The sequence below is a fragment of the Enterococcus sp. AZ040 genome, assembly GCF_050499185.1.
Lineage (GTDB): Bacteria > Bacillota > Bacilli > Lactobacillales > Enterococcaceae > Enterococcus_D > Enterococcus_D entomosocium.
Genome location: NZ_JBMHEW010000001.1, coordinates 3,024,451 through 3,049,863, shown reverse-complemented (window position 1 = coordinate 3,049,863; position 25,413 = coordinate 3,024,451). Strand labels below are relative to the sequence as shown.

General features: G+C 41.8%; 28 protein-coding genes, 1 tRNA gene and 1 other annotated feature. Of the genes, 16 read left to right on the top strand and 13 right to left on the bottom strand.

The features are described 5' to 3' along the window. Positions 1-28: 28 nt before the first annotated feature. The 6 genes from IGK63_RS13965 (at position 29) to upp (ending at position 5,949) form a co-directional block, all read left to right on the top strand. Positions 29-613, top strand: coding sequence for a thymidine kinase (locus tag IGK63_RS13965; protein ID WP_005227882.1), 585 nt, complete (start codon positions 29-31; stop codon positions 611-613). Positions 614-616: 3 nt separating this feature from the next. Next, positions 617-1,690, top strand: coding sequence for a peptide chain release factor 1 (prfA, locus tag IGK63_RS13960; RefSeq protein ID WP_005227884.1), 1,074 nt, complete (start codon positions 617-619; stop codon positions 1,688-1,690). Next, a complete protein-coding gene (prmC, locus tag IGK63_RS13955) occupies positions 1,683-2,540 on the top strand; it encodes a peptide chain release factor N(5)-glutamine methyltransferase (RefSeq protein WP_005233577.1) in 858 nt (285 codons plus the stop codon). The genes prfA and prmC overlap by 8 nt, the downstream gene beginning before the upstream one ends. 176 nt (positions 2,541-2,716) lie before the next feature. Further along, positions 2,717-3,745, top strand: a complete 1,029-nt coding sequence (locus tag IGK63_RS13950) for an L-threonylcarbamoyladenylate synthase (RefSeq protein WP_008379357.1) — start codon at positions 2,717-2,719, stop codon at positions 3,743-3,745. An 81-nt stretch (positions 3,746-3,826) separates the two neighbouring features. Continuing rightward, positions 3,827-5,071, top strand: a complete 1,245-nt coding sequence (gene glyA / locus IGK63_RS13945; RefSeq protein WP_008379359.1) for a serine hydroxymethyltransferase — start codon at positions 3,827-3,829, stop codon at positions 5,069-5,071. 248 nt (positions 5,072-5,319) lie between these two features. Continuing rightward, the gene (gene upp / locus IGK63_RS13940; RefSeq protein ID WP_005227894.1) at positions 5,320-5,949 is read left to right on the top strand and encodes a uracil phosphoribosyltransferase; all 630 of its coding nucleotides are present in this window, start codon (positions 5,320-5,322) and stop codon (positions 5,947-5,949) included. A 178-nt stretch (positions 5,950-6,127) separates the two neighbouring features. Here the strand turns inward: upp and IGK63_RS13935 are convergent, their stop codons facing one another. Beyond that, entirely contained in the window at positions 6,128-6,364 is a 237-nt protein-coding gene (locus IGK63_RS13935; RefSeq protein ID WP_005227896.1) for a hypothetical protein, read from the bottom strand. A 126-nt stretch (positions 6,365-6,490) separates the two neighbouring features. On the opposite strand from IGK63_RS13935, the gene IGK63_RS13930 reads away from it, so the two are divergent. Next, positions 6,491-6,563 (top strand) — tRNA-Thr (locus IGK63_RS13930). A 102-nt stretch (positions 6,564-6,665) separates the two neighbouring features. On the opposite strand, the gene IGK63_RS13925 is transcribed toward IGK63_RS13930, so the two are convergent. The 7 genes from IGK63_RS13925 to IGK63_RS13895 are packed head-to-tail and all read right to left on the bottom strand — an operon-like array spanning position 6,666 to position 12,793. After that, positions 6,666-7,181 (bottom strand): YjbQ family protein, encoded by a 516-nt coding sequence (locus tag IGK63_RS13925; RefSeq protein WP_016612944.1) that lies wholly within the window; start codon positions 7,179-7,181, stop codon positions 6,666-6,668. Positions 7,182-7,185: 4 nt separating this feature from the next. Beyond that, a complete protein-coding gene (locus IGK63_RS13920) occupies positions 7,186-7,878 on the bottom strand; it encodes a triose-phosphate isomerase (RefSeq protein WP_008379366.1) in 693 nt (230 codons plus the stop codon). Next, the gene (locus IGK63_RS13915) at positions 7,878-8,726 is read right to left on the bottom strand and encodes a class II fructose-bisphosphate aldolase (RefSeq protein ID WP_016612943.1); all 849 of its coding nucleotides are present in this window, start codon (positions 8,724-8,726) and stop codon (positions 7,878-7,880) included. The genes IGK63_RS13920 and IGK63_RS13915 overlap by 1 nt, the downstream gene beginning before the upstream one ends. Before the next feature lie 12 nt (positions 8,727-8,738). Beyond that, positions 8,739-9,023 (bottom strand): PTS sugar transporter subunit IIB, encoded by a 285-nt coding sequence (locus IGK63_RS13910; protein WP_010749080.1) that lies wholly within the window; start codon positions 9,021-9,023, stop codon positions 8,739-8,741. A gap of 12 nt (positions 9,024-9,035) precedes the next feature. Next, complete coding sequence (locus IGK63_RS13905) at positions 9,036-10,376, bottom strand: PTS galactitol transporter subunit IIC (protein ID WP_016612941.1); 1,341 nt, start codon at positions 10,374-10,376, stop codon at positions 9,036-9,038. A 15-nt stretch (positions 10,377-10,391) separates the two neighbouring features. Beyond that, the gene (locus IGK63_RS13900; protein ID WP_005233600.1) at positions 10,392-10,847 is read right to left on the bottom strand and encodes a PTS sugar transporter subunit IIA; all 456 of its coding nucleotides are present in this window, start codon (positions 10,845-10,847) and stop codon (positions 10,392-10,394) included. A 2-nt stretch (positions 10,848-10,849) separates the two neighbouring features. Continuing rightward, a complete protein-coding gene (locus tag IGK63_RS13895) occupies positions 10,850-12,793 on the bottom strand; it encodes a BglG family transcription antiterminator (RefSeq protein WP_016612940.1) in 1,944 nt (647 codons plus the stop codon). A gap of 555 nt (positions 12,794-13,348) precedes the next feature. Between IGK63_RS13895 and IGK63_RS13890 the strand changes: the two genes are divergently transcribed. The 6 genes from IGK63_RS13890 to IGK63_RS13865 all read left to right on the top strand — a co-directional run bounded on the left by IGK63_RS13890 (position 13,349) and on the right by IGK63_RS13865 (position 18,251). After that, entirely contained in the window at positions 13,349-14,533 is a 1,185-nt protein-coding gene (locus IGK63_RS13890; RefSeq protein ID WP_034872154.1) for an FtsW/RodA/SpoVE family cell cycle protein, read from the top strand. A 9-nt stretch (positions 14,534-14,542) separates the two neighbouring features. Continuing rightward, positions 14,543-14,920 carry an arsenate reductase family protein gene (locus IGK63_RS13885; RefSeq protein ID WP_005233612.1) on the top strand — a complete coding sequence of 126 codons (378 nt, stop codon included), beginning with the start codon at positions 14,543-14,545 and terminating at the stop codon, positions 14,918-14,920. Further along, positions 14,902-15,240 carry a glycine cleavage system protein H gene (locus IGK63_RS13880; RefSeq protein ID WP_010749086.1) on the top strand — a complete coding sequence of 113 codons (339 nt, stop codon included), beginning with the start codon at positions 14,902-14,904 and terminating at the stop codon, positions 15,238-15,240. Before IGK63_RS13885 ends, IGK63_RS13880 begins: the two co-directional genes overlap by 19 nt. A 77-nt stretch (positions 15,241-15,317) precedes the next feature. Beyond that, positions 15,318-15,567: a binding site (T-box leader), on the top strand. 71 nt (positions 15,568-15,638) lie between these two features. Further along, a complete protein-coding gene (locus IGK63_RS13875; protein ID WP_008379383.1) occupies positions 15,639-16,673 on the top strand; it encodes a methionine ABC transporter ATP-binding protein in 1,035 nt (344 codons plus the stop codon). Further along, complete coding sequence (locus IGK63_RS13870) at positions 16,666-17,352, top strand: methionine ABC transporter permease (RefSeq protein ID WP_005233617.1); 687 nt, start codon at positions 16,666-16,668, stop codon at positions 17,350-17,352. Before IGK63_RS13875 ends, IGK63_RS13870 begins: the two co-directional genes overlap by 8 nt. 44 nt (positions 17,353-17,396) lie before the next feature. Beyond that, positions 17,397-18,251: a MetQ/NlpA family ABC transporter substrate-binding protein gene (locus IGK63_RS13865; RefSeq protein WP_010749087.1), complete on the top strand. Its 855-nt coding sequence runs from the start codon at positions 17,397-17,399 to the stop codon at positions 18,249-18,251. Positions 18,252-18,289: 38 nt separating this feature from the next. Here the strand turns inward: IGK63_RS13865 and IGK63_RS13860 are convergent, their stop codons facing one another. The 3 genes from IGK63_RS13860 to IGK63_RS13850 all read right to left on the bottom strand — a co-directional run bounded on the left by IGK63_RS13860 (position 18,290) and on the right by IGK63_RS13850 (position 20,836). Beyond that, complete coding sequence (locus tag IGK63_RS13860) at positions 18,290-19,342, bottom strand: helix-turn-helix domain-containing protein (RefSeq protein WP_016612937.1); 1,053 nt, start codon at positions 19,340-19,342, stop codon at positions 18,290-18,292. A gap of 243 nt (positions 19,343-19,585) precedes the next feature. Then, positions 19,586-19,903, bottom strand: a complete 318-nt coding sequence (locus IGK63_RS13855; protein WP_005233624.1) for a DUF960 domain-containing protein — start codon at positions 19,901-19,903, stop codon at positions 19,586-19,588. 318 nt (positions 19,904-20,221) lie between these two features. Next, the gene (locus IGK63_RS13850; protein WP_005227923.1) at positions 20,222-20,836 is read right to left on the bottom strand and encodes a 50S ribosomal protein L25/general stress protein Ctc; all 615 of its coding nucleotides are present in this window, start codon (positions 20,834-20,836) and stop codon (positions 20,222-20,224) included. A 300-nt stretch (positions 20,837-21,136) separates the two neighbouring features. On the opposite strand from IGK63_RS13850, the gene IGK63_RS13845 reads away from it, so the two are divergent. The 3 genes from IGK63_RS13845 (at position 21,137) to udk (ending at position 23,258) form a co-directional block, all read left to right on the top strand. Then, entirely contained in the window at positions 21,137-21,853 is a 717-nt protein-coding gene (locus IGK63_RS13845; RefSeq protein ID WP_016612935.1) for a 16S rRNA pseudouridine(516) synthase, read from the top strand. A 14-nt stretch (positions 21,854-21,867) separates the two neighbouring features. Then, complete coding sequence (locus IGK63_RS13840) at positions 21,868-22,551, top strand: YjjG family noncanonical pyrimidine nucleotidase (protein WP_016612934.1); 684 nt, start codon at positions 21,868-21,870, stop codon at positions 22,549-22,551. Between the two features lie 83 nt (positions 22,552-22,634). Further along, positions 22,635-23,258: a uridine kinase gene (udk, locus tag IGK63_RS13835; protein WP_005227927.1), complete on the top strand. Its 624-nt coding sequence runs from the start codon at positions 22,635-22,637 to the stop codon at positions 23,256-23,258. Positions 23,259-23,608: 350 nt separating this feature from the next. Here the strand turns inward: udk and IGK63_RS13830 are convergent, their stop codons facing one another. Together IGK63_RS13830 and IGK63_RS13825 are read right to left on the bottom strand one after the other, a co-directional pair. Beyond that, positions 23,609-24,082: a GNAT family N-acetyltransferase gene (locus tag IGK63_RS13830; protein WP_016612933.1), complete on the bottom strand. Its 474-nt coding sequence runs from the start codon at positions 24,080-24,082 to the stop codon at positions 23,609-23,611. 11 nt (positions 24,083-24,093) lie between these two features. Then, entirely contained in the window at positions 24,094-25,410 is a 1,317-nt protein-coding gene (locus tag IGK63_RS13825; protein ID WP_005233642.1) for a sensor histidine kinase, read from the bottom strand. Positions 25,411-25,413: the final 3 nt, after the last annotated feature.

Below are 25,413 nucleotides of genomic sequence, written 5' to 3'. Positions count from 1 at the left end.
CAAAGGAGTATGAGGAAGGATGGGCGAGATGGCACAGCTTTTTTTTAAATATGGCGCAATGAATAGTGGGAAAACGATCGAGATACTGAAAGTTGCTCACAACTATGAAGAACAAGACAAACCAGTCGTGATCATGACAAGTGGATTGGACACGAGAAGCGGCGTGGGAAATGTTTCGAGTCGCATCGGCTTAGAGCGAGACGCGATCCCGATTTTTGATGAAACGGATCTATTTCATTTGATCAAAGACCTCGGTTATAAACCTTATTGTATTTTGATCGACGAAGCACAGTTCCTAAAGAAGCATCACGTGCTGGCTTTCACCAAAATCGTGGATGAGTTAGGTATTCCTGTAATGGCCTTTGGCTTGAAAAATGATTTCCGCAATGAATTATTTGAAGGCTCAAAATACTTGCTGCTTTACGCAGATAAAATCGAAGAGATGAAAACCATCTGCTGGTTCTGTCATAAAAAAGCAACCATGAACTTGCACTATATCGACGGAAAACCCGTTTACGAGGGCGATCAAGTACAAATCGGCGGCAATGAAGCGTATTATCCAGTTTGCCGCAAGCATTACTTTCACCCGGGAATGAAAAAAGAAGGAGAATAATCAATGTACGATCAGTTACAAGCAATCGAAGACCGTTACGAAGAATTAGGCGAATTACTAAGTGATCCAGCCGTGATCTCTGACACCAAACGCTTCATGCAGCTTTCAAAAGAAGAAGCCAATACACGGGAAACGGTGGAAGTCTACCGCCGTTACAAAGAAGTCGTTGAAGGAATCAAGGACACTGAAGAAATGCTTGGGGAAAACCTAGATGCAGAAATGGCTGAGATGGCCAAAGAAGAACTCTCTGACTTGAAAAAAGAAAAAGACGTTTTAGAAGAACGCATCAAGATTTTGTTGTTGCCAAAAGACCCGAATGATGACAAAAACATCATCATGGAGATCCGTGGTGCAGCAGGCGGCGACGAAGCAGCCTTATTTGCTGGCGATCTTTTCAATATGTATCAAAAATATGCGGAAAACCAAGGCTGGAAAGTCGAAGTCATGGATGCCAACGTCACTGGGATCGGCGGCTACAAAGAAGTCATCATGATGATCACTGGCGACAACGTCTTTTCAAAATTGAAATATGAGAGCGGCGCCCACCGAGTGCAAAGGGTACCGTCTACCGAATCACAAGGCCGAATCCATACGTCTACGGCAACGGTCGTGGTTATGCCTGAAGCAGAAGAAGTCGAAATCGATATCGCAGACAAAGATATTCGTACCGATATTTACCATGCCTCTGGTGCCGGTGGTCAGCACGTTAACAAAACAGCTTCTGCTGTTCGTTTGACTCACTTGCCAACTGGGATCGCTGTTGCGATGCAAGATGAGCGTTCACAGCTGAAAAACCGTGAGAAAGCGATGAAAGTCTTGCGGGCACGGGTCTATGACCAAATGCAGCAAGAAGCACAAAGCGAATACGATGCAAACCGTAAATCAGCAGTGGGTACCGGCGATCGTTCTGAACGGATCCGGACCTATAACTTCCCGCAAAACCGCGTAACAGATCACCGTATCGGGTTGACTATTCAAAAATTGGATCAAATTTTAGCTGGAAAACTCGATGAAATTGTTGATGCACTGATCGTTTACGATCAAACATCAAAATTAGATGAGATGCAAAATGGCTAAAACCTATCGAGAAGTCCTTTCACGGGCTTCTTCTTTTTTAGAAACGAAAGGACTGGACGGGTATGCGATCCAATACCTGTTTTTACAGCGAAAAAACTGGCAGCAACTCGATTGGCTGCTGCAGATGGACCAACCCATCCTAAGGGAAGATGAGGCACAGATCGCAGCAGATCTTGAACAGTTGCTACAGCATGAACCCCCGCAATATTTATTGGGGTATGAAGAATTTTATGGTCATCGCTTAAAAGTGACCCCTGCAACCTTGATCCCGCGTCCAGAAACCGAAGAGCTGGTGGAAAACTGTCTGGCAAAACTACCAGCAGATCAGCCGCTACGAGTCGTTGACATTGGCACGGGTACAGGAGCGATCGCCATTGCCTTAAAATTGGCACGTCCCCAGTGGTCGGTAAGTGCCGTGGATCTTTCAGCAGAGGCGTTAGCTGTTGCTAAAGAAAATGCGACAGCCTTAGGTGCGGAGATCCGCTTTTTCCAAGGAGATACCTTGGAGCCTGTGGCAGATCAGCAATGGGATCTGATCGTTTCCAACCCGCCGTATATCAGCGCTGAAGAGTGGCCGCTGATGGATATCAGCGTACGGGAAAAAGAACCTAAAATGGCGCTTTTTGCTCAAGAACAAGGATTGGCGATCTATAAGCAATTAGCACAGCAAGCACCGAAGTGTTTGGCACCAAGTGGGCAAATGGCGCTGGAAATCGGCTTCCAGCAAGGACAAGCTGTTCAACAGCTTTTTGCAGCCGCTTTTCCCAACAAAGAAGTTACCGTAGTAAAAGATCTTGCGGGTCAAGATCGGATGGTGTTTGTCAGTCATCCACAAGATGTGGATAAATAAATTTTTTTTGCTACAGAAAAAGTGCAAAAACCTTATGAAATGAACAATTTGGGAATAAATGGAGTTATAAACAAGGTTATCCACACTTGACAAACGACTTATCCACAAAATGTGGATAAGAAACGAGAAAATGTTGATAAGTGTGGAAACTTCTCAAAAAAGGATGTGGATAAATTGTGGAAACAAAAATTTTTGATCAATCAAAGTTAAACGAAGCAGCAGCTATCTTAGCTGAGGGGGGATTAGTGGCGTTCCCGACGGAAACTGTCTATGGACTAGGGGCTAGCGCGCTTTTGCCAAAGGCTGTTGCGCAAGTGTATCAAGTCAAAGGACGACCTAGTGACAACCCTTTGATCGTTCATATTGCCGAGCCAGAGCAGTTGGAACCGTTTGTGGATAACAAGCATCCTTTTGCTGATAAATTGATGGAAACTTTCTGGCCTGGGCCCCTAACCTTGATCTTTTCGATCAAAAAAGACAGCTTACCTAGCATCGTTACTGGCGGCTTATCCACAGCGGCGTTTCGGATGCCCAACAACACCAAGACGTTAGCGTTGATCAAACAAGCCCAACAGCCATTGGTTGGTCCTAGCGCAAATACATCTGGTAAACCAAGCCCAACATCAGCTGCGCATGTTCAGCATGATCTGGCAGGCAAAATCGCTGGCATCTTGGACGATGGGGTGACACAGATCGGTGTCGAATCAACGGTCTTAGATTTGAGTGACCCAACGGCACCGCCGATCATCTTACGCCCTGGTGCAATCTCTAAAGAACAGCTTGAAGCAGTCTTACAAACAAAAGTCCTCGTCGATCAGCATTTAGTAACAGAAAGTGAAGCACCCAAAGCGCCAGGCATGAAATACAAGCACTATGCACCGAATACCAACGTCATGATGGTCAATGACCAAGATTGGTCGGCAGCCATGGCTTGGGCGAGAGAACAGCAGCTTAAGGTAGGTGTTTTAGCTGGACCGACGATCGCCGAGCAGGTCCGCTTCGAAGCTGCAGCCATCTATTTATTTTTTGATGACAGTGTGGAAGCTGCGACAAAAGGGCTGTTTGCGGGGTTACGGGCGTTAGATGAATCGATTGCTGAGCTAGATGTCTTATTCGCACCCACGTTTCCAGAAAGCGGCTTAGGGGCTGCTTATATGAATCGGTTGAAAAAAGCTGCAAATCAAAGTTTCTTTCAAGAAAATTAGCAAAAAACCAGAATTCATTATAGGTAGCTTATGAAGAAATGTGATACAATGCTACCATTAAGGTAAAGGGGTGTTGTAAGCATGGATTATCAAACGTTTGATCCCGAATTGTGGCAAGCGATCGAAAAAGAAACGAATCGTCAACAAAACAATTTGGAATTGATTGCGTCTGAAAATATCGTTTCAGAAGGTGTAATGGCTGCGCAAGGTAGTATTTTGACAAATAAATACGCTGAAGGTTATCCAGGTCGTCGTTACTATGGCGGCTGTGAATTTGTTGATGTGGTAGAAAACTTAGCAATTGAACGGGCGAAAAGTATTTTCGGTGCGGCATATGCCAATGTTCAACCGCATTCTGGTTCTCAAGCCAACACAGCAGCTTATTTAGCGTTGATCGAAACAGGCGATACAGTATTAGGGATGGATCTTTCCGCAGGCGGTCATTTGACCCATGGCTCACCAGTGAATTTCAGCGGCAAGACCTATAATTTTGTTAGTTATGGTGTTGATCCTGCAACAGAAGTCATTGACTACAATGTCGTTCGTATTTTGGCGCGCAAGCATCAACCGAAACTGATCGTTGCCGGTGCCAGTGCTTACTCACGTACAATCGATTTTGCGAAGTTCCGTGAAATCGCCGATGAAGTTGGCGCAAAATTGATGGTGGATATGGCGCATATCGCTGGTTTAGTAGCGGCTGGTCTTCATCCAAACCCAGTTCCTTATGCGGACATCACGACTTCTACGACCCATAAAACATTACGCGGCCCTCGAGGCGGCTTGATTTTAACAAATGATGAAGATTTAGCGAAAAAAATCAATAGTGCCGTTTTCCCTGGTATTCAAGGCGGCCCATTAGAGCACGTGATTGCAGCGAAAGCTGTTGCTTTTAAAGAAGCACAAGATGCGTCGTTCAAAGAGTACTCTGAACAAGTCATTCGCAATGCGCAAGCAATGGCGAAAGTCTTCAACCAAGCACCACAAGCTCGCTTGGTCTCTGGTGCAACAGACAATCACCTATTATTGATCGATGTGCGTGGCTTTGATTTGAACGGAAAAGAAGCAGAAGCATTGCTGGATCAAGTCAATATCACCGTCAATAAAAACTCGATTCCTTTCGAATCATTAAGTCCTTTCAAAACGAGTGGGATTCGCGTGGGGACACCAGCGATCACTAGTCGTGGCTTTAAAGAAGAAGATTGTGTCGAAGTGGCGAAATTGATCGTCAAAGTTTTAGAAAAACCAAATGATGAAGCCGTCTTGGCAGAAGTAGCGGCGCAAGTCAAAGAATTGACGGATAACTATCCACTTTACAAAAACAAATAAAATGGGACTGTGACAGAAGTTAAGGTCAGACAAGATGTCTCACGCGTTTTTCCTGCGCTCCAGCTCTTTGATCACCAAAAGTGAAAAAGGGGCTAGAATGAACGCAGAGGCGTGTTACATGCCGTCTTGTCTCCTTCCTTCTAACACAATCCTTTTTTTGAGGAAAAGCAGTATTGCCTGTGGCAGATGGTTGTAACAAGAGCCGATTTGCTTTAAAATAAGAGAAAAACCAAAGGAGATTTTTTTAAATGGGTAAATTTCAAGTAATCGATCACCCGCTGATCCAACACAAATTAACAATGATCCGCGACAAGAACTGTGGAACAAAGGTTTTCCGTGAAGTTGTTAATGAAATCGCAATGTTGATGGCGTATGAAGTGTCTCGCGACATGCCGCTTGAAGATCTAGTGATTGAAACACCAATTGAAGAATCAACACAAAAAACACTATCTGGTAAAAAGGTAGCGATCATTCCGATCCTGCGCGCAGGTCTAGGCATGGTTGATGGTATCCTTGAATTGATCCCAGCCGCAAAAGTTGGTCATATCGGGATGTACCGTGATGAAGAAACGCTAGAACCACACGAATACTTCGTAAAATTACCTGAAGATATCGATGAACGTCAATTATTTATCGTTGACCCAATGTTAGCTACGGGCGGTTCAGCGATCATGGCGATCGACGCACTGAAAAAACGCGGCGCTTCAAACATGAAATTCGTCTGCTTAGTTGCTGCACCAGAAGGCGTGAAAGCATTGCAAGATGCCCATCCAGATGTTGATATCTACACTGCAAATCTTGATGAACGCCTAAATGAACACGGCTATATCGTTCCTGGTTTGGGCGATGCCGGTGACCGTCTATTCGGTACAAAATAAATCAATACAAATAAGACAAAGGCAACTGCTTCAAGTTTTGCCTCGTCAATGATGCCATGGAAGAAGATCGACTGCCAAAACGGTTCGATCGGTTATCCATGGCTTTTTTTAGCTTTTCATAAAATCAGACAATGAAAAAAGGAGAAAATCAACTGATTTTCTCCTTGCATTAAACGGGTTATAGTTTGGTTAATTGTTTGTAATTGATGATCAATACACCATTACTTTGCGAAACTAATTTCTGGTTTTCTGGGGTTTCGTTCAGCTCGACCACCGCAGAGTTTTTCAACTGCTTTGTGATGGTACCAGTTTGTTTCTTCCCATGGAACGTGAACATGACAGGAGTAGCGACCTCAAACGTTGAACCTTCTTGTGACGGGACAATTGTTGTTTCGAATTTACCAAATGTTGCCATGTAAAAACCTCCTTGATACTTCTATTATATCACAATTTTCGGAAAATTTCAGTAAGTAGATTTTTTTCAGCAGACCTCTTTACAAAACAACCGTTTTTGCATATAATTTTCTTTGTGCCATACAACGCCAGCTTAGCTCAGTTGGTAGAGCAACGCACTCGTAACGCGTAGGTCACAGGTTCGAATCCTGCAGCTGGCATAAGAAATGAAAAACCATGAATCTTCTTTTAGAGGATTCATGGTTTTTCTTTTGCAGGCGATAAGTAATCTCAATTTTTCCTGATTTACCCGATAACTGTTCTTATTCGCCCATTAGCATTACATGGCATGACCTATTTCGCACACGATTTTGATCGAAATCAACAAAATAGATATAGCCTACAGAGCCGATCTCTAGCTTGCCGTTACTTAAAATAAAACTTTCGCTTGCACCGAAAAAACTCGAGCGAATATGTGCATCGCCGTTTAAAATCGTTGCTGGATCTGTTGGGTAGTTTGGATCGTCCAGACTCATCAAAAATTCTAAATGCTTTGGTCCAGGATAACGATAATCGGTATTTTCTGATAGTTCACGAGGAATAATTTTATCGAGAATTCGGTTTAAATCAACTTGAAGAAATTCATCTCCGTTAAAGTCTGTATCATGCATGTATTCTTCAAAGATAACAGAACAAGTCGTATGGGGAGACTGTACGAGACAGATTCCATTTGAAATTCCGCTTTTTTCAACCATTGCTTTCACTTCTTCTGTGATGTTGTGGTAAGACACTCGATTCCCGTTAGAAGTTAACGTCAGTTGCTCTTTTAAAAATTTCACAGTGTTAATCCTCCTTTTTATGCTTCACCGCTTGTTTGATCATTTCTGTAAGGGTTTGAACTGGATCATCTGCTTGCACAATGCCGCTTGTCCCGCCAGTCCCATCAGCACCTGACGACAAAGCTTTTTCAACATCGGCAGCGCTAGATATACCAGCAGCCTGCAAAATCAGGATTTCTGGATCAATTTCCCGAACAACACGATTTGTTTCCGTCATGTATTGAAGATCACTGGTTTGTCCTGTCCCAATTAGTTCGGTTGGCTCGCAAACCATCACATCGGGTTTTAGGGAAGCCGCGGCTCTCGCTTCACTCAATGAATTCGCACAGACAATTGTTAAGAGACCCAATTCATTTGAGCGCTGAATCGCTTTAGTCAGTTCTTGCAATGTCATGGGGTGTTCAGCATGGTTTAAAAAGGTAGCTTCAGCTCCGGCTTCTGCCACTGCTTCGGGTAAAACATAGCCCATTCCACGACCAATTTCGATTCCGTCTAAATGTTGGACAGTGACGAATAAATGTGTTGTTGCCTGTTTAATTAAAGAAACGTCTGCATGCTGAACAGTAAATAGAATGTCGATGTCATACAAAGATGACAACTCATCAGCAGCTTTTGCCAATGCCAATGCTTGTTTTCCATAAAGATAGGCTTTGGGATTGATGACAAAGAATGGCGTTCTTAAAGTTCTTTTTTTCATTAGCTTTCTCCTTCACGATAAGATTTGGTATGAAAGACTGTAAAATAGTGCTCGAGTGTCTTGGACATTCCATTGCTTGCTGAATGAAGTAAATCGAAATAGTCATTTGGTTGATTTTTGTGAATTTCATTCATAGCAGCAGTGACAAAGTCAGTAAAAATATTTATTTTCCGGATACCTTCTAAGGCACATTTTTCAAGGTTTTCATCGCCAGAAGAGGATCCGCCATGCAGAACAAGAGGAACATTGACGGCATGGTGTATTTCCTTTAAAACGTCAAAATTTATTTTGGGTATCCCTTGATAATGTCCGTGAGAGGTGCCAATAGAAACTGCCAACGAATCAACCCCGGTTAATTTGGCAAATGTAACAGCCTCAGAAGGTTCTGTGTAAATAGATTGACTATTTACGGCTGATTCCAGACTGTTTTCCGACCCAACGTGCCCGATTTCGGCTTCAACAACGACACCATTTTTATGAGCGTAATCGGCGATCTCCTTTGACCGACGGACATTTTCTTCAAATGGCTCCTCAGAAGCATCGATCATTACGGAAGTAAAACCTAAATGAATGGCTCTTTTGATGACCTCTTCATCGGTACCATGATCTAAGTGCAAAGCGATAGGTACAGTGCTTTTCTTTGCCAAAAATTTTCCAATCATGGCAGCCTCTTCTAAAGTCAACATGTTCATATGGGACTGAGCGAAGGCCAATATCAAAGGCTTGTTTAAACGTTCAGCAGTCTCCGCGTATGACCTTGCACTAGTTAAGTCGAAAAAATTTGCTGCAGGTAATGCATAATTGTGTTTTTCTGCATGTGCGAATAGTTCTTTTGTTGTGACCAACATAGGGCATTCTCCTTATTCTTTGATTTTCTTTTCGATTTCCGCGTACATTTCTTCTGTACCAATCCCTGTTAAGAGTGGCAGCCCCATAATTACGCGATCTTTGATTGAGTCTGGAACAACCGTTGTACTCACCACGATGTCATAGTTATCAATTTTATTCATCTCATCTGCCACTTTGGATTGATACAGTTTCACTTGATCAGTCATCCCTTTTTCTTTCAGCCATTCTTTTACCTTATTTGTTACAATTGTTGAAGTTGCAACACCTGTACCGCACATAATCAATAGTTTTTTCATTATCATTTCCTCCTATAATTTCGATGTTTGTTTCTTGGGACGAATTTTATTTACATAAATCAATCCAAACAAAACAGAGACGCCAATTATGGCTAAACCGCCCCAGCTTAATATTTTGGTTAAGCCGACATAAAGGAATGTGGTCCATAAACCACCTTCAGCCATAGCAGTGATCATAGAGTTTCCTTGTAGATCAAAGTTTGCGGATCGAGCAGCAGTAGTGACAAGCGGTGCTGCCCACGAAGTAATATAGAGAATGCTTACCATATAAATCGTTCCAGCAATTACTGTTCGAATGATGTTTCCTCCAAAAACAGCAGCCATCAAGCAAATCAGAAAGGGAATGGTTGCTAAATCACCAAAAGGCAAGGTCGTATTGCCAGGTAGAACTACGGCTAACAAAATAGTGATCGGAACTAGCAGCAATGAGGAAGAAAGGACAGCTGGATGACCAACCGATAATGCTGCATCCATACCGATGTAAAGCTCTCTTCCAGGAAACCGTTTTTTGACGAATTCATTTGCAGATTCAGAAATAGGCGTTAGACCTTCCATCAGTAAAGCAACCATTTTAGGCATCAAAACCATCACAGCGCCTGTTTGGACGGCTAATTGGCCGACACCTGCTGTGTCATATCCGGCAAGTATTCCCATGATGAGACCAATCAAAAAGCCCATAACAGTAGAGTCACCAAAGACACCAAATTTTTTCTGAATGGTTTCTGGATCTGCTTTCCAATCTTTTAGTCCCGGAATACGATCAAAGAGCCAATTCATCGGAAGTGCAAAGATGAATCCTGGTGCGGCGGTACCATGAGGAAAAGTGATATTAGGAAATCCGTAGAACTTATTAATGATCGGACCTAAAATATCTCCCATTAAAAGAATCATCATCAAATAGATGACGGTGGCCGCGATCCCCATTGCAAAGTCTCCAGTGAGGGCATAAATCAGAGAAGAGATGAAGGCTGCGTGCCAAATATTCCAAATATCTACATTCAATACTTTAGTCAGCCCTAAAATGATGAGTAAAACATTTAGGACCACACCAATCGGAATCGCAAGGCTTCCTAAAATCGTCCCGTAAGAAATTGCCGCTGCGGCAGGCCATCCGACATCAATCGTTGTCAAATTTAATCCTAGACGTTCAACCATATGCTGGGCGGCAGGACCCAAGCTGCTGCTTAGAAGGTCAATCACCAAATTCAATCCAACAAACCCGACACCAACAGTTAAGGCTGAAGTAAAGGCTTTGCCAGGCTTGGTTCCCAAAATTATTCCAAAAATAAAAATTAAAATAGGCAAAACAACGATTGAACCTAGATCAACGAACCACTGTAATGCATTTAACATAATTGTTCCTCCTTTTTATTGCAGTCCATTTTTTTCAATAATCGAAAGATACGCTTCTTTAGTCGTTACTGAGGATAGGGCTTCCAAAACCCCTGGTGTTTGAAACATAGAGATAAGATTTTGTAGCATACCCAATTGCTCATGTGGTTCCTTCAATGCAAGCATGAACAACAGAGATACATCGATTTTCTTTTCTTGCGAACCCATTTCAATAAATGAAAGGGGAGAGGCAAGTGACATAAAAGCGACTTGGGATCGTAAAACAAATTTGCTGTCCGTATGTGGGATCGCTACCCCAATGCCGTTAATTTTTAAACCTGTAGGAAAGGTTTCTTCTCGCTGTACGATATTTTGATAGAACTGATCATTTACACAATGAGTTTTGATGAGTTCGTCTGCTAATAGTCGAAAAGCTTCCTCTTTTGTTTTAGAATCTTTTTCAAGTAACACGATTTGGTGATCAAAAAACATGATCAATTTCCTCCTCTTAACAATCTTTGATACAGTTCTTCTTGCGTTTGACTATTAACGATCCATTGAATTTCTTCGGCTGAGTTAAACAATCCGTAAATCGAAGCGATCAACTCTTTTGCCTCGATCATGTTTTCTTCAGCAATCGCAAGCAAAACAATCAGTTGGATTTTTGTGTCTCCCCAAGTAATTGGCGCATCGAGGGTGAGAAAAGCAAGTTTTGTTTCTTTCACTGTATATGGATCAGCATGTGGAATGGCTACTCCTGTCTTTAAGCCCGTGCTTCCTAGTTCCTCTCGTTCAAATAGAGAATGCTTAAATTTCGTTGTAACAAGCTTTTTTTTCAGATAATCATCTGCTAAAAAATCCAGTACATCTTTTTTTGTTCGAAACTTTTTTTTGACAAAAAGGAAAGTAGGATCTAAATATTTTTGTAATAAAGTCGTTTTCTGGTATTTTTTTGAGTAAAAATTTTTCTCATTCTCATTAAGATTAGATATCTTTGCTGAGATTCTTCCTATTTCTTCGGTAGTAGGAAGCGGCGAAATATAAATAACTGGTAGTGCTGTAATGTCCAATGGAATAGTTGATATAATCAAATCAACAGTCTCAAGAGATGTACTGACCAGTTTACTCAAAGGAATGATCTCCAGTACGGTATCAGCAGCGATCGTCTGTTTGATACGGTTAAAAATCAACTCCGATGTAGCAAAACCAGATTGGCAAACAATTAGTATATGGTTAGTAATTTTTATCTTTTCAAAGGCTAGCTGAAAATGGATCGTCAGAAAAGAAACTTCGTCTTCTGTTAATAAGATTTGAAATCGCTCCTCTAAATCTCCAATTGCATATTTGGTCAATGTATACATTGTTGAGTATTGTTTTTTGATACTTTTTATCAGTGGGTTTTTCAATAAAATTCCTGTCTTTGATCGATGGATCATGGGAACGATATGAGCCAATAATGTTTGCAGCAATAATTTATCTTGTGTCAGATCTGCGTTTAACATATGTGACATTTTTTGAATAATTTGTTTCGTACAATTTGTGATAGTAGATTCGTGAGGCTCATCCATTTGACCAAAAGGTTCGATGCCGTGTGCTAATAACAAGGAACATACATATTGAATATCTGTATCACTAAATTGAACAGGTAGTTGCTGTTGGATCATTTCAGAAAAATCAACCGCGATCATATAGAATTTCATTCGTCTAAGTTCGTCAAATACTAGATGCTCTTGTTTTTCAATGTGTTTATCTATAAGAAGTCTTGAAAGAAAAATTCGCAATGAAAGCTTCAAGGATTCAATAGAATAATTATTGACTGGATGGCCGATTGTTTGAGTCATGTCTGAGACAAATTTCTTCGTTAAATCGAGAACCTTAGAGTCAAAGAGATTGTTGACCAAAAGATTTTCACTGGCTTTGGCGTCGGTATACTTCTCTAAAAAAGATTTGAATACGTTTTGAGCAGCAGATTCAACTGAGGTTAGCTTGAGTCCGCTAGTAGTCATTTTTGTTGATACTTGATGGAATCGACAGAAAGCAACGATTTCATCAACATCTTTCTTTATTGACTGGTTGCTAATATAAAAATATTCAGAGAATTCCTGATAATGCATTGGTTTTACTGAAAACAGATAGTTAGCGAAAATAAAGATTTTACGATAATTAGGTGAAAATAGTTCGAGTTTAGTCTCTTTTTTTGCTAACAATCGATAACCATTCTGTTTTGCTGATTCAGAACCAGATAAAAAGATTCCTTTTCTTGGTACTTTTTTGATAGCTAGTCCCGAATCTTTTAGTTTCTTTTCTAAAGTCGTTAAATTGTTATAAACCGTTTTTTGGGATACATTTAACTGCTTTTGAAAAAAAGAGGCAGGGCGAAACTCCGTTTGTTCTAATAGTAGTTGCAACAGTAGTTGTTCTCGATTATTTAAAATCATTGGTTCACCTCCGGAAGCGCTTCCTTAATTGTATTCTAGTGAAATTATGTGGTGGCGTAAATAACATTTCATTACCACATTAATGTGGTAAATAGGCTCGTCGTGCATCAATTTATATTCTGAGCAACTTAAGGGAAGTAGTCACAGGTTGCTATTTCTTTGAAACGAAAATAAGGTGGCAATTTTTGACTGATTTAAAGTTGCTTTGTTCGGTTACATTGAGTAAAGAATAATTAAAATAAAGAAGAATACTTAGAATAAGATATTTTATTAAGTAAGGAGAATAGACGAATTCAGCGAGTTTTCATTGAAAAGTATGTCGCTGAACTTCCTATCTAGTACATATACGATCGTTTTACTCTGATTGATCAGATATGCATCAGAATATAGCCCTTCTTTCATTGTAATTCTAAACAATTTCGGATTGTTTTTAACCCTCTTTTCCCGAAAATCATTAAAGTTTCTAAATTTTTTGTGAATGCTCGTGGACAATCCTTTCTTTTCTCCTCAAATATCACTATAATGGATAAAGATTCTACAGAAGAGAGTGTGGACATGGAAAATTCACGAATAAAAACGAACGATAATCGAATTGATTACGGTGTGATTCTACCCGTATTTTTATTATGTCTGATTGGTGTGGCGTCCTTGTATGTGGCGTTGACCCACGATCCAAATAACCCGAATATGTTGCGAACGTTAGGGTTTCAAGCTTTATGGTATGTGCTAGGTATTATTGCGGTGATTATTATCATGCAGATCAAATCAAAATGGCTTTGGAAATTGACTCCCTATATTTATGGAGCCGGATTAGCCGTCATGTTGGCGCTTTTGAAATTTTACGACCGGACAATGGCTGCCTCGACAGGGTCAAAAAACTGGTTCCGTTTTGGGGCCTTTACTCTCCAGCCGTCAGAGTTGATGAAGATCGCCTATATTATGATGTTGGCCTTAGTCGTCACACAGCACAATGTCAAGCATCGGGAACGAGATCTGAAAACAGATGGGTTGCTGATTGCGAAAATGTTGGCCGTCACGATTCCAGTACTGATCCTGATCACCTTGCAAAACGACTTTGGTACGATGTTGGTCTTTCTGGCGATTTTCGGTGGGGTCTTCTTGATGTCGGGGATCTCTTGGCGAATCGTTGTGCCAGTGATTGCGGCATTCGTGATTCTCGGCGGCGGAACGATTTTCTTAGTGACTACCGATGTTGGTCGTGAGTTGCTGTACAATACAGGGATCTTTAAAGAGTACCAGTTTGCCCGTATCGATTCGTGGCTAGATCCTTTTCATGATACCCAAGGGCAATCCTTCCAATTGGCGTACGCTCTGATGGCGATCGCCTCTGGCGGGATGTTCGGGAAAGGATTTAATGTCAGCGATGTGTATGTACCAGTCCGAGAATCTGATATGATTTTTTCGGTGATCGGTGAGAATTTTGGGTTTATTGGCAGCGCGTTTGTCATTTTATTGTATTTTATTTTGATCTATCGGATGATCCGGGTATGTTTCGATACCAACAATGAATTTTATGCTTACTTGGCAACTGGGATCATTATGATGATTCTCTTCCATGTGTTTGAAAACATTGGCGCAAACATCGGTCTCTTACCGTTGACGGGAATTCCACTGCCGTTTATTAGCCAAGGAGGATCTGCCCTATTAAGCAATATGATTGGGATCGGTTTGATTTTATCGATGCGCTATCAAGCTGAGACCGCACCAAAAACACTTTAAGGAGTTCACATGATTACATTTTATTGGTACCCAAAATGCAGTACATGCCGAAATGCGAAGCGTTGGTTAGAAGAGCACGAGATTCCCTTTGAAGCGATCGATATGGTGACCACACCGCCTCAACCGGAACAATTGCTGGCTTGGATCCAATCAAGCGAAGCACCGTTAACCCGTTTCTTTAACACAAGCGGCATGAAATACCGTGAATTGCAATTAAAAGAAAAAGTGCCGACCATGACTGCCCAAGACGCAGCCGACGTGCTGGCAACCGATGGTATGTTGATCAAGCGCCCACTGCTAGTTAGCGGCGACCGCTTTTTGATTAATGGATTTAAAGAAAATGAATATGAAGGAGTCTTACTAGAATCATGGAAAAGAAATGCTTAAGAAAAAAAGATAATTTGTGGGTTTTGTTTAACGGGAAAGAATATTGTGTCGGTTTAACAAAAGAAGCGCAAGAAGAACTTGGTGCGGTCACGTTTGCTTCGATTCAAAAAGCAGGAACTGCTTTAAAACAAGGAGAGACCCTTGTTGAGCTGGAAGCGGAAAAAGCAGTCAGTGAATTTCCAAGTCCATTGACGGGTGTGATTTCTTCCGTAAATGAAAAAATCGATCAATCCATTGATACCTTAAATGATGAAGACGAAATGAATGCTTGGCTGGTCAGCTTCAAAGAGGTTGACCCAAGTCAATTTGAAGCTTTGTAAGTCAGATCTGTAAAAACGACTATTTTTTCAAAAAGAATTGACAGTCGGATAAGACGTTGCTATAATTTGCTCAATAAATGAATGCTTTGAAAAGAAGAGTACATGTTCTTAACGTACACAGAGAGCCCTGTTTGGTGCAAATGGGCAACGGAGAGAGGATGGAAGATGGTCTTTGAGCATGATAGGTGAGTGGAAACAAGCCTATCACGGGAGGCACCCGTTACAGTGCAGCAGTATGCGAAGCAATTCAAGTACTGAGCGAGGCTGTTGATGTGAATCGACAGTAAATCAAGGTGGTAACGCGGAAGTTGTGCTTTCGTCCTTTGTAACAGTATAATGTACAGAGGATGAAAGCTTTTTTTGTGTTTAACCAACCAAAGAGGAAAGATGGGAATAACATGGCATTAATCGAATTGTCGCATGTAAAAAAGTCATTCGGCAAAAAGCAAACGGCTGTCCACGCCGTCAATGATGTTTCACTGCAAGTGGAAAAAGGCGATATCTATGGAATCGTTGGCTACTCTGGTGCTGGGAAAAGTACATTAGTTCGTTTGTTGAACGGCTTAGAATTGCCGACAGCAGGAGATGTAGTCATTAACGGTCAAAATATTTTGGCATTGAAAAACAAAGAATTGAGAAACTTCCGTAAAAAAATCGGCATGATTTTTCAGCACTTTAATCTATTATGGTCTCGAACGGTGGCGGAGAACATCGAATTGCCATTGGAGTTGGCAGGCGTTGAAAAAGCAAAACGACGGCAACGGGCGCAAGAGCTGATCAAGTTAGTTGGGTTGGAAGGACGGGAAACTGCCTATCCGGCACAATTGTCTGGCGGACAAAAGCAAAGAGTCGGGATTGCTCGTGCATTAGCGAATGAACCAGAAATTTTGCTGTGTGATGAAGCAACGAGTGCGTTAGATCCACAAACAACAGAAGAAGTGTTGGATCTCTTGCTTTCCATCAATAAAAAATTGCATTTGACGATCGTGCTGATTACCCATGAAATGAACGTCATTCGCAAAATCTGCAACAAGGTCGCGGTGATGGAGCATGGGCAGATCGTGGAAGAAGGATCAGTACAATCGGTTTTCCGTAACCCACAGCAAGAAGTGACCAAACGTTTTGTTCAGCAAGATTTGGAACCAGAAGAAGATGTTGAAGAACTACGGCAAGCCTTCTTACGAGAAAATCCGCAAGGGCATTTAGTGACCTTGACCTTTACACAAGACAACGCCAATGAACCAGTCATTTCACAAGCGATCCGCCGCTTTCAGATCGATGTCAATGTCGTTTACGGAAAGATCCAACAAACCAATGAAGGATCCTTTGGCGGCTTGACGGTCTTATTGACAGGTGAAGCAAGTGAGGTCGAAAAAGCGATCGCCTTTTTCAAAGAGCAGCAAGTGGGCGTGGAGGTGATTGAGCGTGGATAAATCATTTGTAGAAACCTATTTTAATTTTGAAAAAGTCGACTGGACCAACATGCAGCAAGCAACTCTGGACACTTTGTTTATGACTTTTTTCTCAATGGTTTTAGTGGTTGTGATCGGTTTGCTTCTAGGATTGGCGCTTTATTCACTAGGGCGTAAACAAACGGCGGGAGCCAACATTTTCTATAATGTGGTTTCCATCATCAGTAACGCCTTTCGCTCAACGCCATTCATGATTTTGATGGTCTTGATCATTCCGTTTACAACATTATTAGTCGGTTCGTTCCTAGGGGCAAAAGCAGCGATCCCAGCATTAGTTTTATCGGCTGCGCCGTTTTATGCTCGGATGGTGGAAATTGCTTTTCGTGAAGTCAATCCTGGTGTGATTGAAGCCGCCGAAGCGATGGGCGCCAGTTACTGGGAGATCATTTATAAGATCGTGATTCCAGAAAGTGTTCCGGCATTGATTTCAGGACTGACGGTCACAACGATCTCAATGATTGGTTATACCGCCATGGCAGGTGCGATTGGTGCCGGTGGGCTAGGCGCTTTGGCTTGGCAAGAAGGATTTCAACGTGGAAATTACACTGTTACGCTTGTTGCAACAGTGATTATTTTAATTATCGTTTTCATTATCCAAGGGGTCGGCGATTTCCTTGCGAAGGCCACCGATAAACGGTAAATGAAACGAAGAACAAAAAGTGGAAAATATGGGAGGAAATGGATATGAAAAAGATTTTTGGTATTGCAACAACCTTATTGTTAACTGCCGCTTTAGCTGCTTGTGGAACAGGCTCAAATTCAGGAAGCTCTGATTCATCTGCGGCTGAGGGAGAATCAACAAAATTAGTGATCGGTGCATCGGTTACGCCTCATGCGGAAATTTTAGAACAAGCCAAACCTTTACTAGCAGAAGAAGGCATTGATCTTGAAATCAAAACCTTCGATGATTATGTGTTGCCAAACAAAGCATTGGAAAATGGCGATATCGATGCCAATTACTTCCAACACATTCCTTACTTAAACAAACAAATCGCAGACAATGGCTATGACTTTGTCAATGCTGGTGCGATTCATATCGAGCCAATGGGTCTTTACTCAAAACGAATCTCTGATATTTCAGAACTAGAAGATGGTGCAACGGTTCTTACTTCCACTTCTGAATCTGACTGGGGTCGTATCCTAACGATTTTACAAGATGCTGACTTGATCACCTTAAAAGACGGCGTTGATACAGAAACGGCAACCTTTGATGATATTGCTGAAAATCCGAAAAACTTAGAATTTAAACATGACGTCGATCCATCTCTTTTGGCGACTGCTTATCAAAACGACGAAGCAGACCTAATTGCCATCAATGCGAACTTCGCATTTGGGATCGATTTGAACCCAGCGGATGATTCTGTTTTATTAGAAGCGGATAATTCTCCTTATGTCAACGTGATTGCTGTCCGCAGTGGTGACGAAGATAGCGACAAAATCAAGAAATTGATCGAAGTGCTTCATTCAGACGAAATCAAAGACTTTGTTGAAGAACAATGGCAAGGTTCAGTGAAAATCGTTGATGCTGACGCAAAATAATTCACTGATAGTAAAATGATTTTAAAAAGAGCGTACCGCTATTCAAGTGGGCGCTCTTTTTGTTGCGGAAAGGCAATGATGGGTTGGAAGAAAGAGACGTCTTGCCAAATGCATTCATAGAGCAAGGGCAACTCGGGATGCTTCTTTAAAAGTTTTTCGTAGTGGGGAAGCTGTGTCAAGAAAACACGGACCAAGCATTGTGAACGTTCAGATAAGCGAGGATTTAATGGCGGATAGACAAATAAATTGCCCTCCAATAATGCCCCCAGCAGATGGGCTTGGAAAATTTTCGGCAAAAGAACCTCTAACGGCTGCTCGATTGGATACTGCCTCAAAACTGGGGTGATGATTTGGCATAAGAGGACAGATTCTTCTGCAGGTACATAGAAAGGCTCCAGTGTTAGAAGCTGTTTCCATAAAAACAAATAGCTGCGTTCACCGACTAAGTAGAAACTTGGAACAAAGTGTTTGGGAAAAACTTGTTGAGTAAACGTGATTGATGTGTTGGGATAAAAAGCAGTTTTCCGTAACTGATGGATTTGTGTCAGCTCCTGAAACGCTTGATTGGGGGAGATAAGCGCTGGGTTTGCTAAGAGGGTAAGGCGAAAAAGCACATAGCGCAGTTGTCGTTCGTTGCCAGTGATTAAAGGATAACTGCGGCGATCGATAGCTAGTTGATAAGGTGCTAAAAAGTTAGAAAAGGATGAAAAGCGCCGATGCAAACTGGATGGGCTGAGATAATAGCGTTTGTAGAGGTCTGCAAAGGAAATAGTCGGCATTTTTAACAAGAGCAAGAGTAGCTGATAATTTACACTTTTATTGAATAATGCAGCAATCATTTCCATATGGGGGAGGGAGCAACTGGCTGATTGCTGCAAATGACGGTCTGCACGAATGTGCCCTTGTTGTACATCATAGTGGAAGAATGGGTCCTCGTTTAAATAGCTTGACAGCAGCCGGCGGATCGTTTTGACAGAGATATTTTGGGCGGAAGCAGCTTTATTCAAAGGCAGGGGATTTTCGGTTAAAAGTGTTGTGGAGAGTCGCAGCATTTGCATAATATCTTTTTCAAGGATATTTTTCAACATCATGCACCTCTTTCAGCTAAATTTTGCAACTGTCCTTATTATAAGGGAACTTCATTCGTTATTTTCACTCGCAAAAAATAGTCAATAAAACGTAATAAAAAACGATGTTTTTGTCGAGTATTTATTTGAAATTGCTGCTAGACAGAATTAAATGAAAGGAGGTATGCAAAAAAAAACCGCCTTCTAAAATAAAAAGGGTGGTTTTTTATATAGGTGTCGTTATAAAAAGAGAATGGCGAATGGGCGTTAACGAGTCTCGCTAGGCAATAAAATCGTTTGCCGTTGCCCATCGTCATATACATAGACTTTTTGGGGATACAGGTCGGAATACCGGTACGGTAGATCAACACCAAGTTCGATTTGACTTTGGGCTTGAGAAAAAAGCAGGGTGACACGACCATGATTGTTTTGGACTTCAAAGGTGAGCAGATTTGTCAACGGAATAAACCCTTTTAAATCAAGATCAATGATTAACCATATACTATCGATCAGTTCGCTAGGTAGTGTTTGAACAATACCGCCAGAAGCGTAACGACTGCGGTGATCATCAAATGTTTCAAACATAATAAACCCCTCCTTCAAGTAGGCTTGCCATTAACATCAAATTTGTCTATTTATCATAATGAAGAACCGTCAAAAATGCAACTACTTCTGCTTTTCTTTTTGGTCAGCGACGCATTTTAACTATTTTCTTAAAAATTTGTTGGGTTGGCTGGACCAAGCTTTCCCAAAGACGTCTTTCAATGGGAAATAGTCAGTTGCAGCATACCAGCTCTTCGTAAGAATGAAAAGGACTCTTGAAGGGAAATCCCTTCAAGAGTCCTACATTTCTTAGAAGTGTCTGTTGATTGAAGACGTGGTCTTAAGAACGGTGTTCTATGATTACTCTTCGTCTTCACCGATAACTGCTGGTTCAGCAGCTTCGCCGGCTTCTTCATCTTCAGAGATTTCTTGTGGTTCAGTAACCGCAACGATTTGTTCTTCTGGATCGGTCACGATCGTGTACTCGTCGTTCTTAGGCAGATCAGCCACTGTTAATGAATCGCCGATCTCTAATGACGTCACATCGATCTCAACACGTTCAGGCAATTTGTCTGGTGTTGCTGATACAACGACTGTATACAAGTTTTGTGCTAGAACACCACCAGCTTTGACACCAGCAGATTCACCAATTAAGGTTACTTCTGCTTCTACTTCTGTTTCTTCATTCATATCGACAGATAGGAATTCAACGTGGGTTAAATTGCGTGTGAAGGTATCTGATTGATACTCTTTGATCAGTGTATTGACTTTTTTGCCTTCTAAACTGATCGTGATTACGGTATTCAATCCATTTTCACGCAAGATTTTTTCTAATTCTGCTGCATTGACAGCAATCGGTGTGCTTTCTACTTTGTACCCATTGACAATTGCAGGTACTTTTCCTTCGTGACGCAACTTGTTCCGTAAAGAACGTGGGCGAACTTCTCTTTTCGTAACTTCTAATGATACTGACATAACTCAATTCCTCCTAAAATTTTCTCGTTAGTAACGAGATTTTTTAAGCAAATTTTGTTAACTCTGCACATTAAGTGGTACGTGAGTGAAAACACGCAAAAGGGCAGTTGTGTACACAACTGCCCCAGAAAGTTTTGGTTCAACTTTTCTCCACCAGGTCATAACGCTGTGTATGAGAAACTATATTTACTTTACTCTTTAACCTTACGCAAAAAGACAAAGAAAGTCAAATCATTTGAAATCCTGGCAGTTTCCTTTCGCTAAATCCTAAGCTATAATAGCCACTATGGAGAAAAATTTATGCGTTTAGATAAAGTGATCGAGCAACAATTGAATACATCCCGGAAAGAGATGAAACGGTTGTTTCAGCAAGGAAAAGTCTTTGTGGATCATAGGATTGAGCGAAGGCCCGAGCGCAACGTCGATAGCAGCTTGCATCAAATCATGGTTGCGGGGCGGCAGTTGGAAACACAGGAACGCTATTATATCGTCAACAAGCCCAAGGGTGTCGTTACAGCCAATCTGGATCAACAGCACCAGACAGTGATCGCTTTGATTGCACCCGAAGATCAACATCCTGATCTTTATGCCGTCGGTCGATTGGATCGGGACACGGAAGGGTTGGTATTAGTTACGACGAATGGCCAGTTAGGCTATGACTTGCTGCATCCCACCAAAAAGGTGACCAAGCGATATGAAGTGGTGGTCAATGACTTGGTGACTCCTGAGGATGTGGCGGCATTTGCTGCAGGGATCACCTTTCATGGTGGTGTCACTTGCAAACCAGCTGCCCTAACGATCATCGATGCCCGAGCGGATCATTCCTTTGTTTCGTTAGAAATTGCTGAAGGCAAGTTCCATCAAGTGAAAAAGATGTTTTTATCCCGAGGGAAAAAAGTCATTCAGCTGAAACGAACAGCGATGGGTTCGCTGGTTCTACCAGATGATTTAGCAGTGGGCAGTTATCGCTCGCTGACGCAAGAAGAATTAAAAGGACTGGCGGCGCATTTCCGCTGAGAAAGAGGGAGAAAATGAAGTATAAAACATTATTATTTGATGTCGATGACACGATCCTCGACTTTCAAGATACCGAAGATCAAGCCTTAAAAGCACTGTTTGAAGCTCATGGCTTGGAAATGACTCCAGAGCGCAAACAAAGCTATCAAACGATCAATCATGATTTGTGGCAGCAGTTTGAGCAAGGGAAAATCACGAGAGACCAAGTCATCAATGAGCGTTTCGGCTTGTTTTTTGAAACGCAAGGCATTCAGGTCGATAGTCCAGCAGTTGAATTGGCGTACCGAGAATTTCTAAATGAAGGACATAAACTGTTAGACAACAGTGATGAGATCTTAGCGGAGTTGGCGCAGCATTTTGACCTATACGTGGTTACGAACGGGGTTTCTGAAACCCAGTACCGTCGCTTGGAAGATGCCAAATTGAAGCCCTATTTCCGTGATATTTTTGTTTCAGAAGACACGGGTTATCAAAAACCAATGAAAGAATATTTTGACTACGTGTTTGCCCGCATACCAAACGTTAAAAAACAAGAAACAGTCATTATTGGCGATTCACTGACTTCAGATATCTTAGGCGGACAATTGGCAGGGATCGACACGATTTGGTTTAATCCAAAGAAAAAAAACAGTGGTGAGATTCAGCCTACCTTTGAGATCGAACGCTTGCAGCAATTACTTCCTTTATTGCAGCACTGATTCTACAGAAACAGTAGTAATTTGCCGAATTTTCGCTATAATAGAACCAGTGTGAATTTTTTAAGATGAAAGAGGTTAATTGAATGACGAATGGCAAGCCCATTATTATTGGTGTGACAGGTGGATCAGGTAGTGGAAAAACAAGCGTGAGTCGGGCGATCTTTAATCATTTCCCCAACCATTCTATTATGATGCTTGAACAAGACTCCTACTATAAAGACCAAAGTGATCTGAGCTTTGAAGAACGGTTGAACACCAACTATGACCATCCTTTTGCATTTGATACTGATTTGTTGATCGATCACTTGCAGCAGCTGCTTGCATATCAAACGATCGAAAAACCTGTCTATGATTATGTCGCTCATACCCGCAGCGAAGCAACGATCATTCAAGAACCCAAAGAAGTCATTATCTTGGAAGGGATCTTGATTTTAGAAGATGAACGTTTGCGTAATTTAATGGATATTAAACTTTATGTTGATACAGATGATGATATTCGCATCATTCGCCGGATCAAACGTGATATGGAAGAGCGTGGCCGGACGTTGGATTCTGTGATCGAACAATACTTGACGGTCGTAAAACCGATGTATCATCAATTTATCGAACCGACAAAACGGTATGCTGATGTCATCGTACCAGAAGGCGGCGAAAACCACGTAGCCATTGATTTGATTACGACCAAAGTGGCAACCTTCTTATCCTAAGGTTTCTTGAATCCATCGATTTGAACGTTTCTTTTGAGAAGAAACAACTGGTTCATGTAAAACTGCTGATAAGTGCTCTTTCTTGAAAGATGTTTATCCGCAGTTTTTGATTTTATAAAAAAAACAGTAGTATTCCGACTAATTTTATGGTAAAGTAATCCTCATGCGACGAGTCGAGAAGGTCTAGCATTAGCTGACCAGATTGATAGCAGAGGCACACCGCGTAAGCAACCTACCGGATTTGTAGGGTGTCGGAATATTCCTTTTGTGGAGATAGGGTATTCTACTAGCAATAGTACTGTGAGTGAAAAAAGCTGTGAACAATTTTGTTCACAGCTTTTTTTGTTTATTTACGTGAGAGAACAGCGATAGATGGTGGAAGACTCTCCCCAAGGGTGGTAGCCAGTGCCGATCGGTTCGAAAGCAAACTGCTCATAAAAAGTAGAAAGATCCGTACATAGATACAGAGAATCAAAACCAGCTCCAGCAGCGCGCTGTTTAGCTGTTTCGATCAAAAGGCGGGCACCGCCTTGGCCACGCCACAAAGGGTCCACATACAAGGCGCAAAGCCAAGGCGTCAAATCCATCCGACTGATGAAGTCGTTGGGGATCAAGCCGCCGCAGCCGATGATTTGATAAGGTCCGTCTGCTGCGATTTCTTCGTTGACCAGCAGTAGCCATTGCGGCAAAATGCTTGTTGAAAAACTATGGGTCAGGCTGTCTTCATAAACCATGAGGGAATCGGGGCCAGCCCACTGTTTTTGGAAGTAACGGATCGCTTCTGCTAAGTATTCAGGGTGTTCTTTAAGGGTGATGACCTGCATTTTTTTCTCCTTTATCCTTCTTTAGGTAAGCGAATCTGAAAAATAACCCCTCGTGGCTGCAGATCTTTGACCAGAATTTGTCCTTTGTGCTCTTCGACGATTTGCTTGGCGATCGCTAAGCCTAAACCATAGCCGCCGGTCTCCTTGGAGCGAGAACGATCCTCGCGGTAGAAGCGGTCAAAGATGCGAGCTTTCTCTTCATCGGAAATAGTTGGTCCCGTGTTTTTGACCTCGATCAGCCATTGCTTGTTAGAAATCTCCGATAAGAGCGTAATTTTATCACCACTGCTGGTATATTTTAAGGCATTATCTAGGAGAATCACGAGGACTTGATGAATTTTCTTTTGATCAAAGCAAGCGGTCGTTTTGGCAAAATTTTCGACAATAAAATGTTTTTGATCCAGTTCGGCAATTTCTTTGAAAGGTTTGACTAAGTCATCGATAAACGGAACTAATTCGACGGTTTCTTTCGTTAACAGCAGTTGATTGGAATCACTGCGGGCAATCGTTAGTAGATCAGCCGTTAATCCAGTTAGCCGTCGGGTTTCCGCTAACGCTTGTGCAATGCTTTCAGATTCTTCAATGATCGTATGATTGGGCTTGGTAAACAGGCGCTCCAGACTATTTTGAATGATCGTCAATGGTGTGCGCAGCTCGTGAGAAGCATTTTCGACAAATTCTTGTTGTTTCTTCCACGAGGCTAAAATTGGGCGCATGTTCAAGCTGGAAAGCAAGTAGCTGATCCCGATCGAGAGAATCCAGAAAAAAATCATCGATAAAATCAAGATGGTTTGGAAATTGTTCATGGCATTTTTGATTTGATTGGTGTTCGCTAAGACTTGGATATAGCCGACCCCGGCGTCATTGGTTGGGGCTTTGGTGGTGATTGAGCGAAACAAAAGTGTCTCTTCTTCCTCTGACAAGGACTGATCCACCACTGAAAAAGACGTGATACTGTCTAAATGGCTCGTATCTAAAGATAGACTTGCCAATTGTGAAAAACGGCCGCCTAAAGTCTGTTTGTTTAAAATCTCGCCGTCCTCAGACCAGAGGATCAACTGGGTGTTGAAGCGATTGGTACCAGGGATCTTCGGCATTGCACTATCTGGTGGCAATACCTCTAGATTGGATTGCGAAGCGCTGATCTCAGCTTGGATCAAGCGGGTATCTTTGACTGCTTGTTCCAAAGAAATATCGGTTTGACGATAAGCCGATTGGTTGAATAATTGGAGCACGATCGTTCCTAAAAGTAAGAAGACCAAAGCAAAGGCACTGACATTTAGGAGAAAGGAGTGCAGCCGTTGTCTCTTAGAGCGTTCTTTATTCATAGA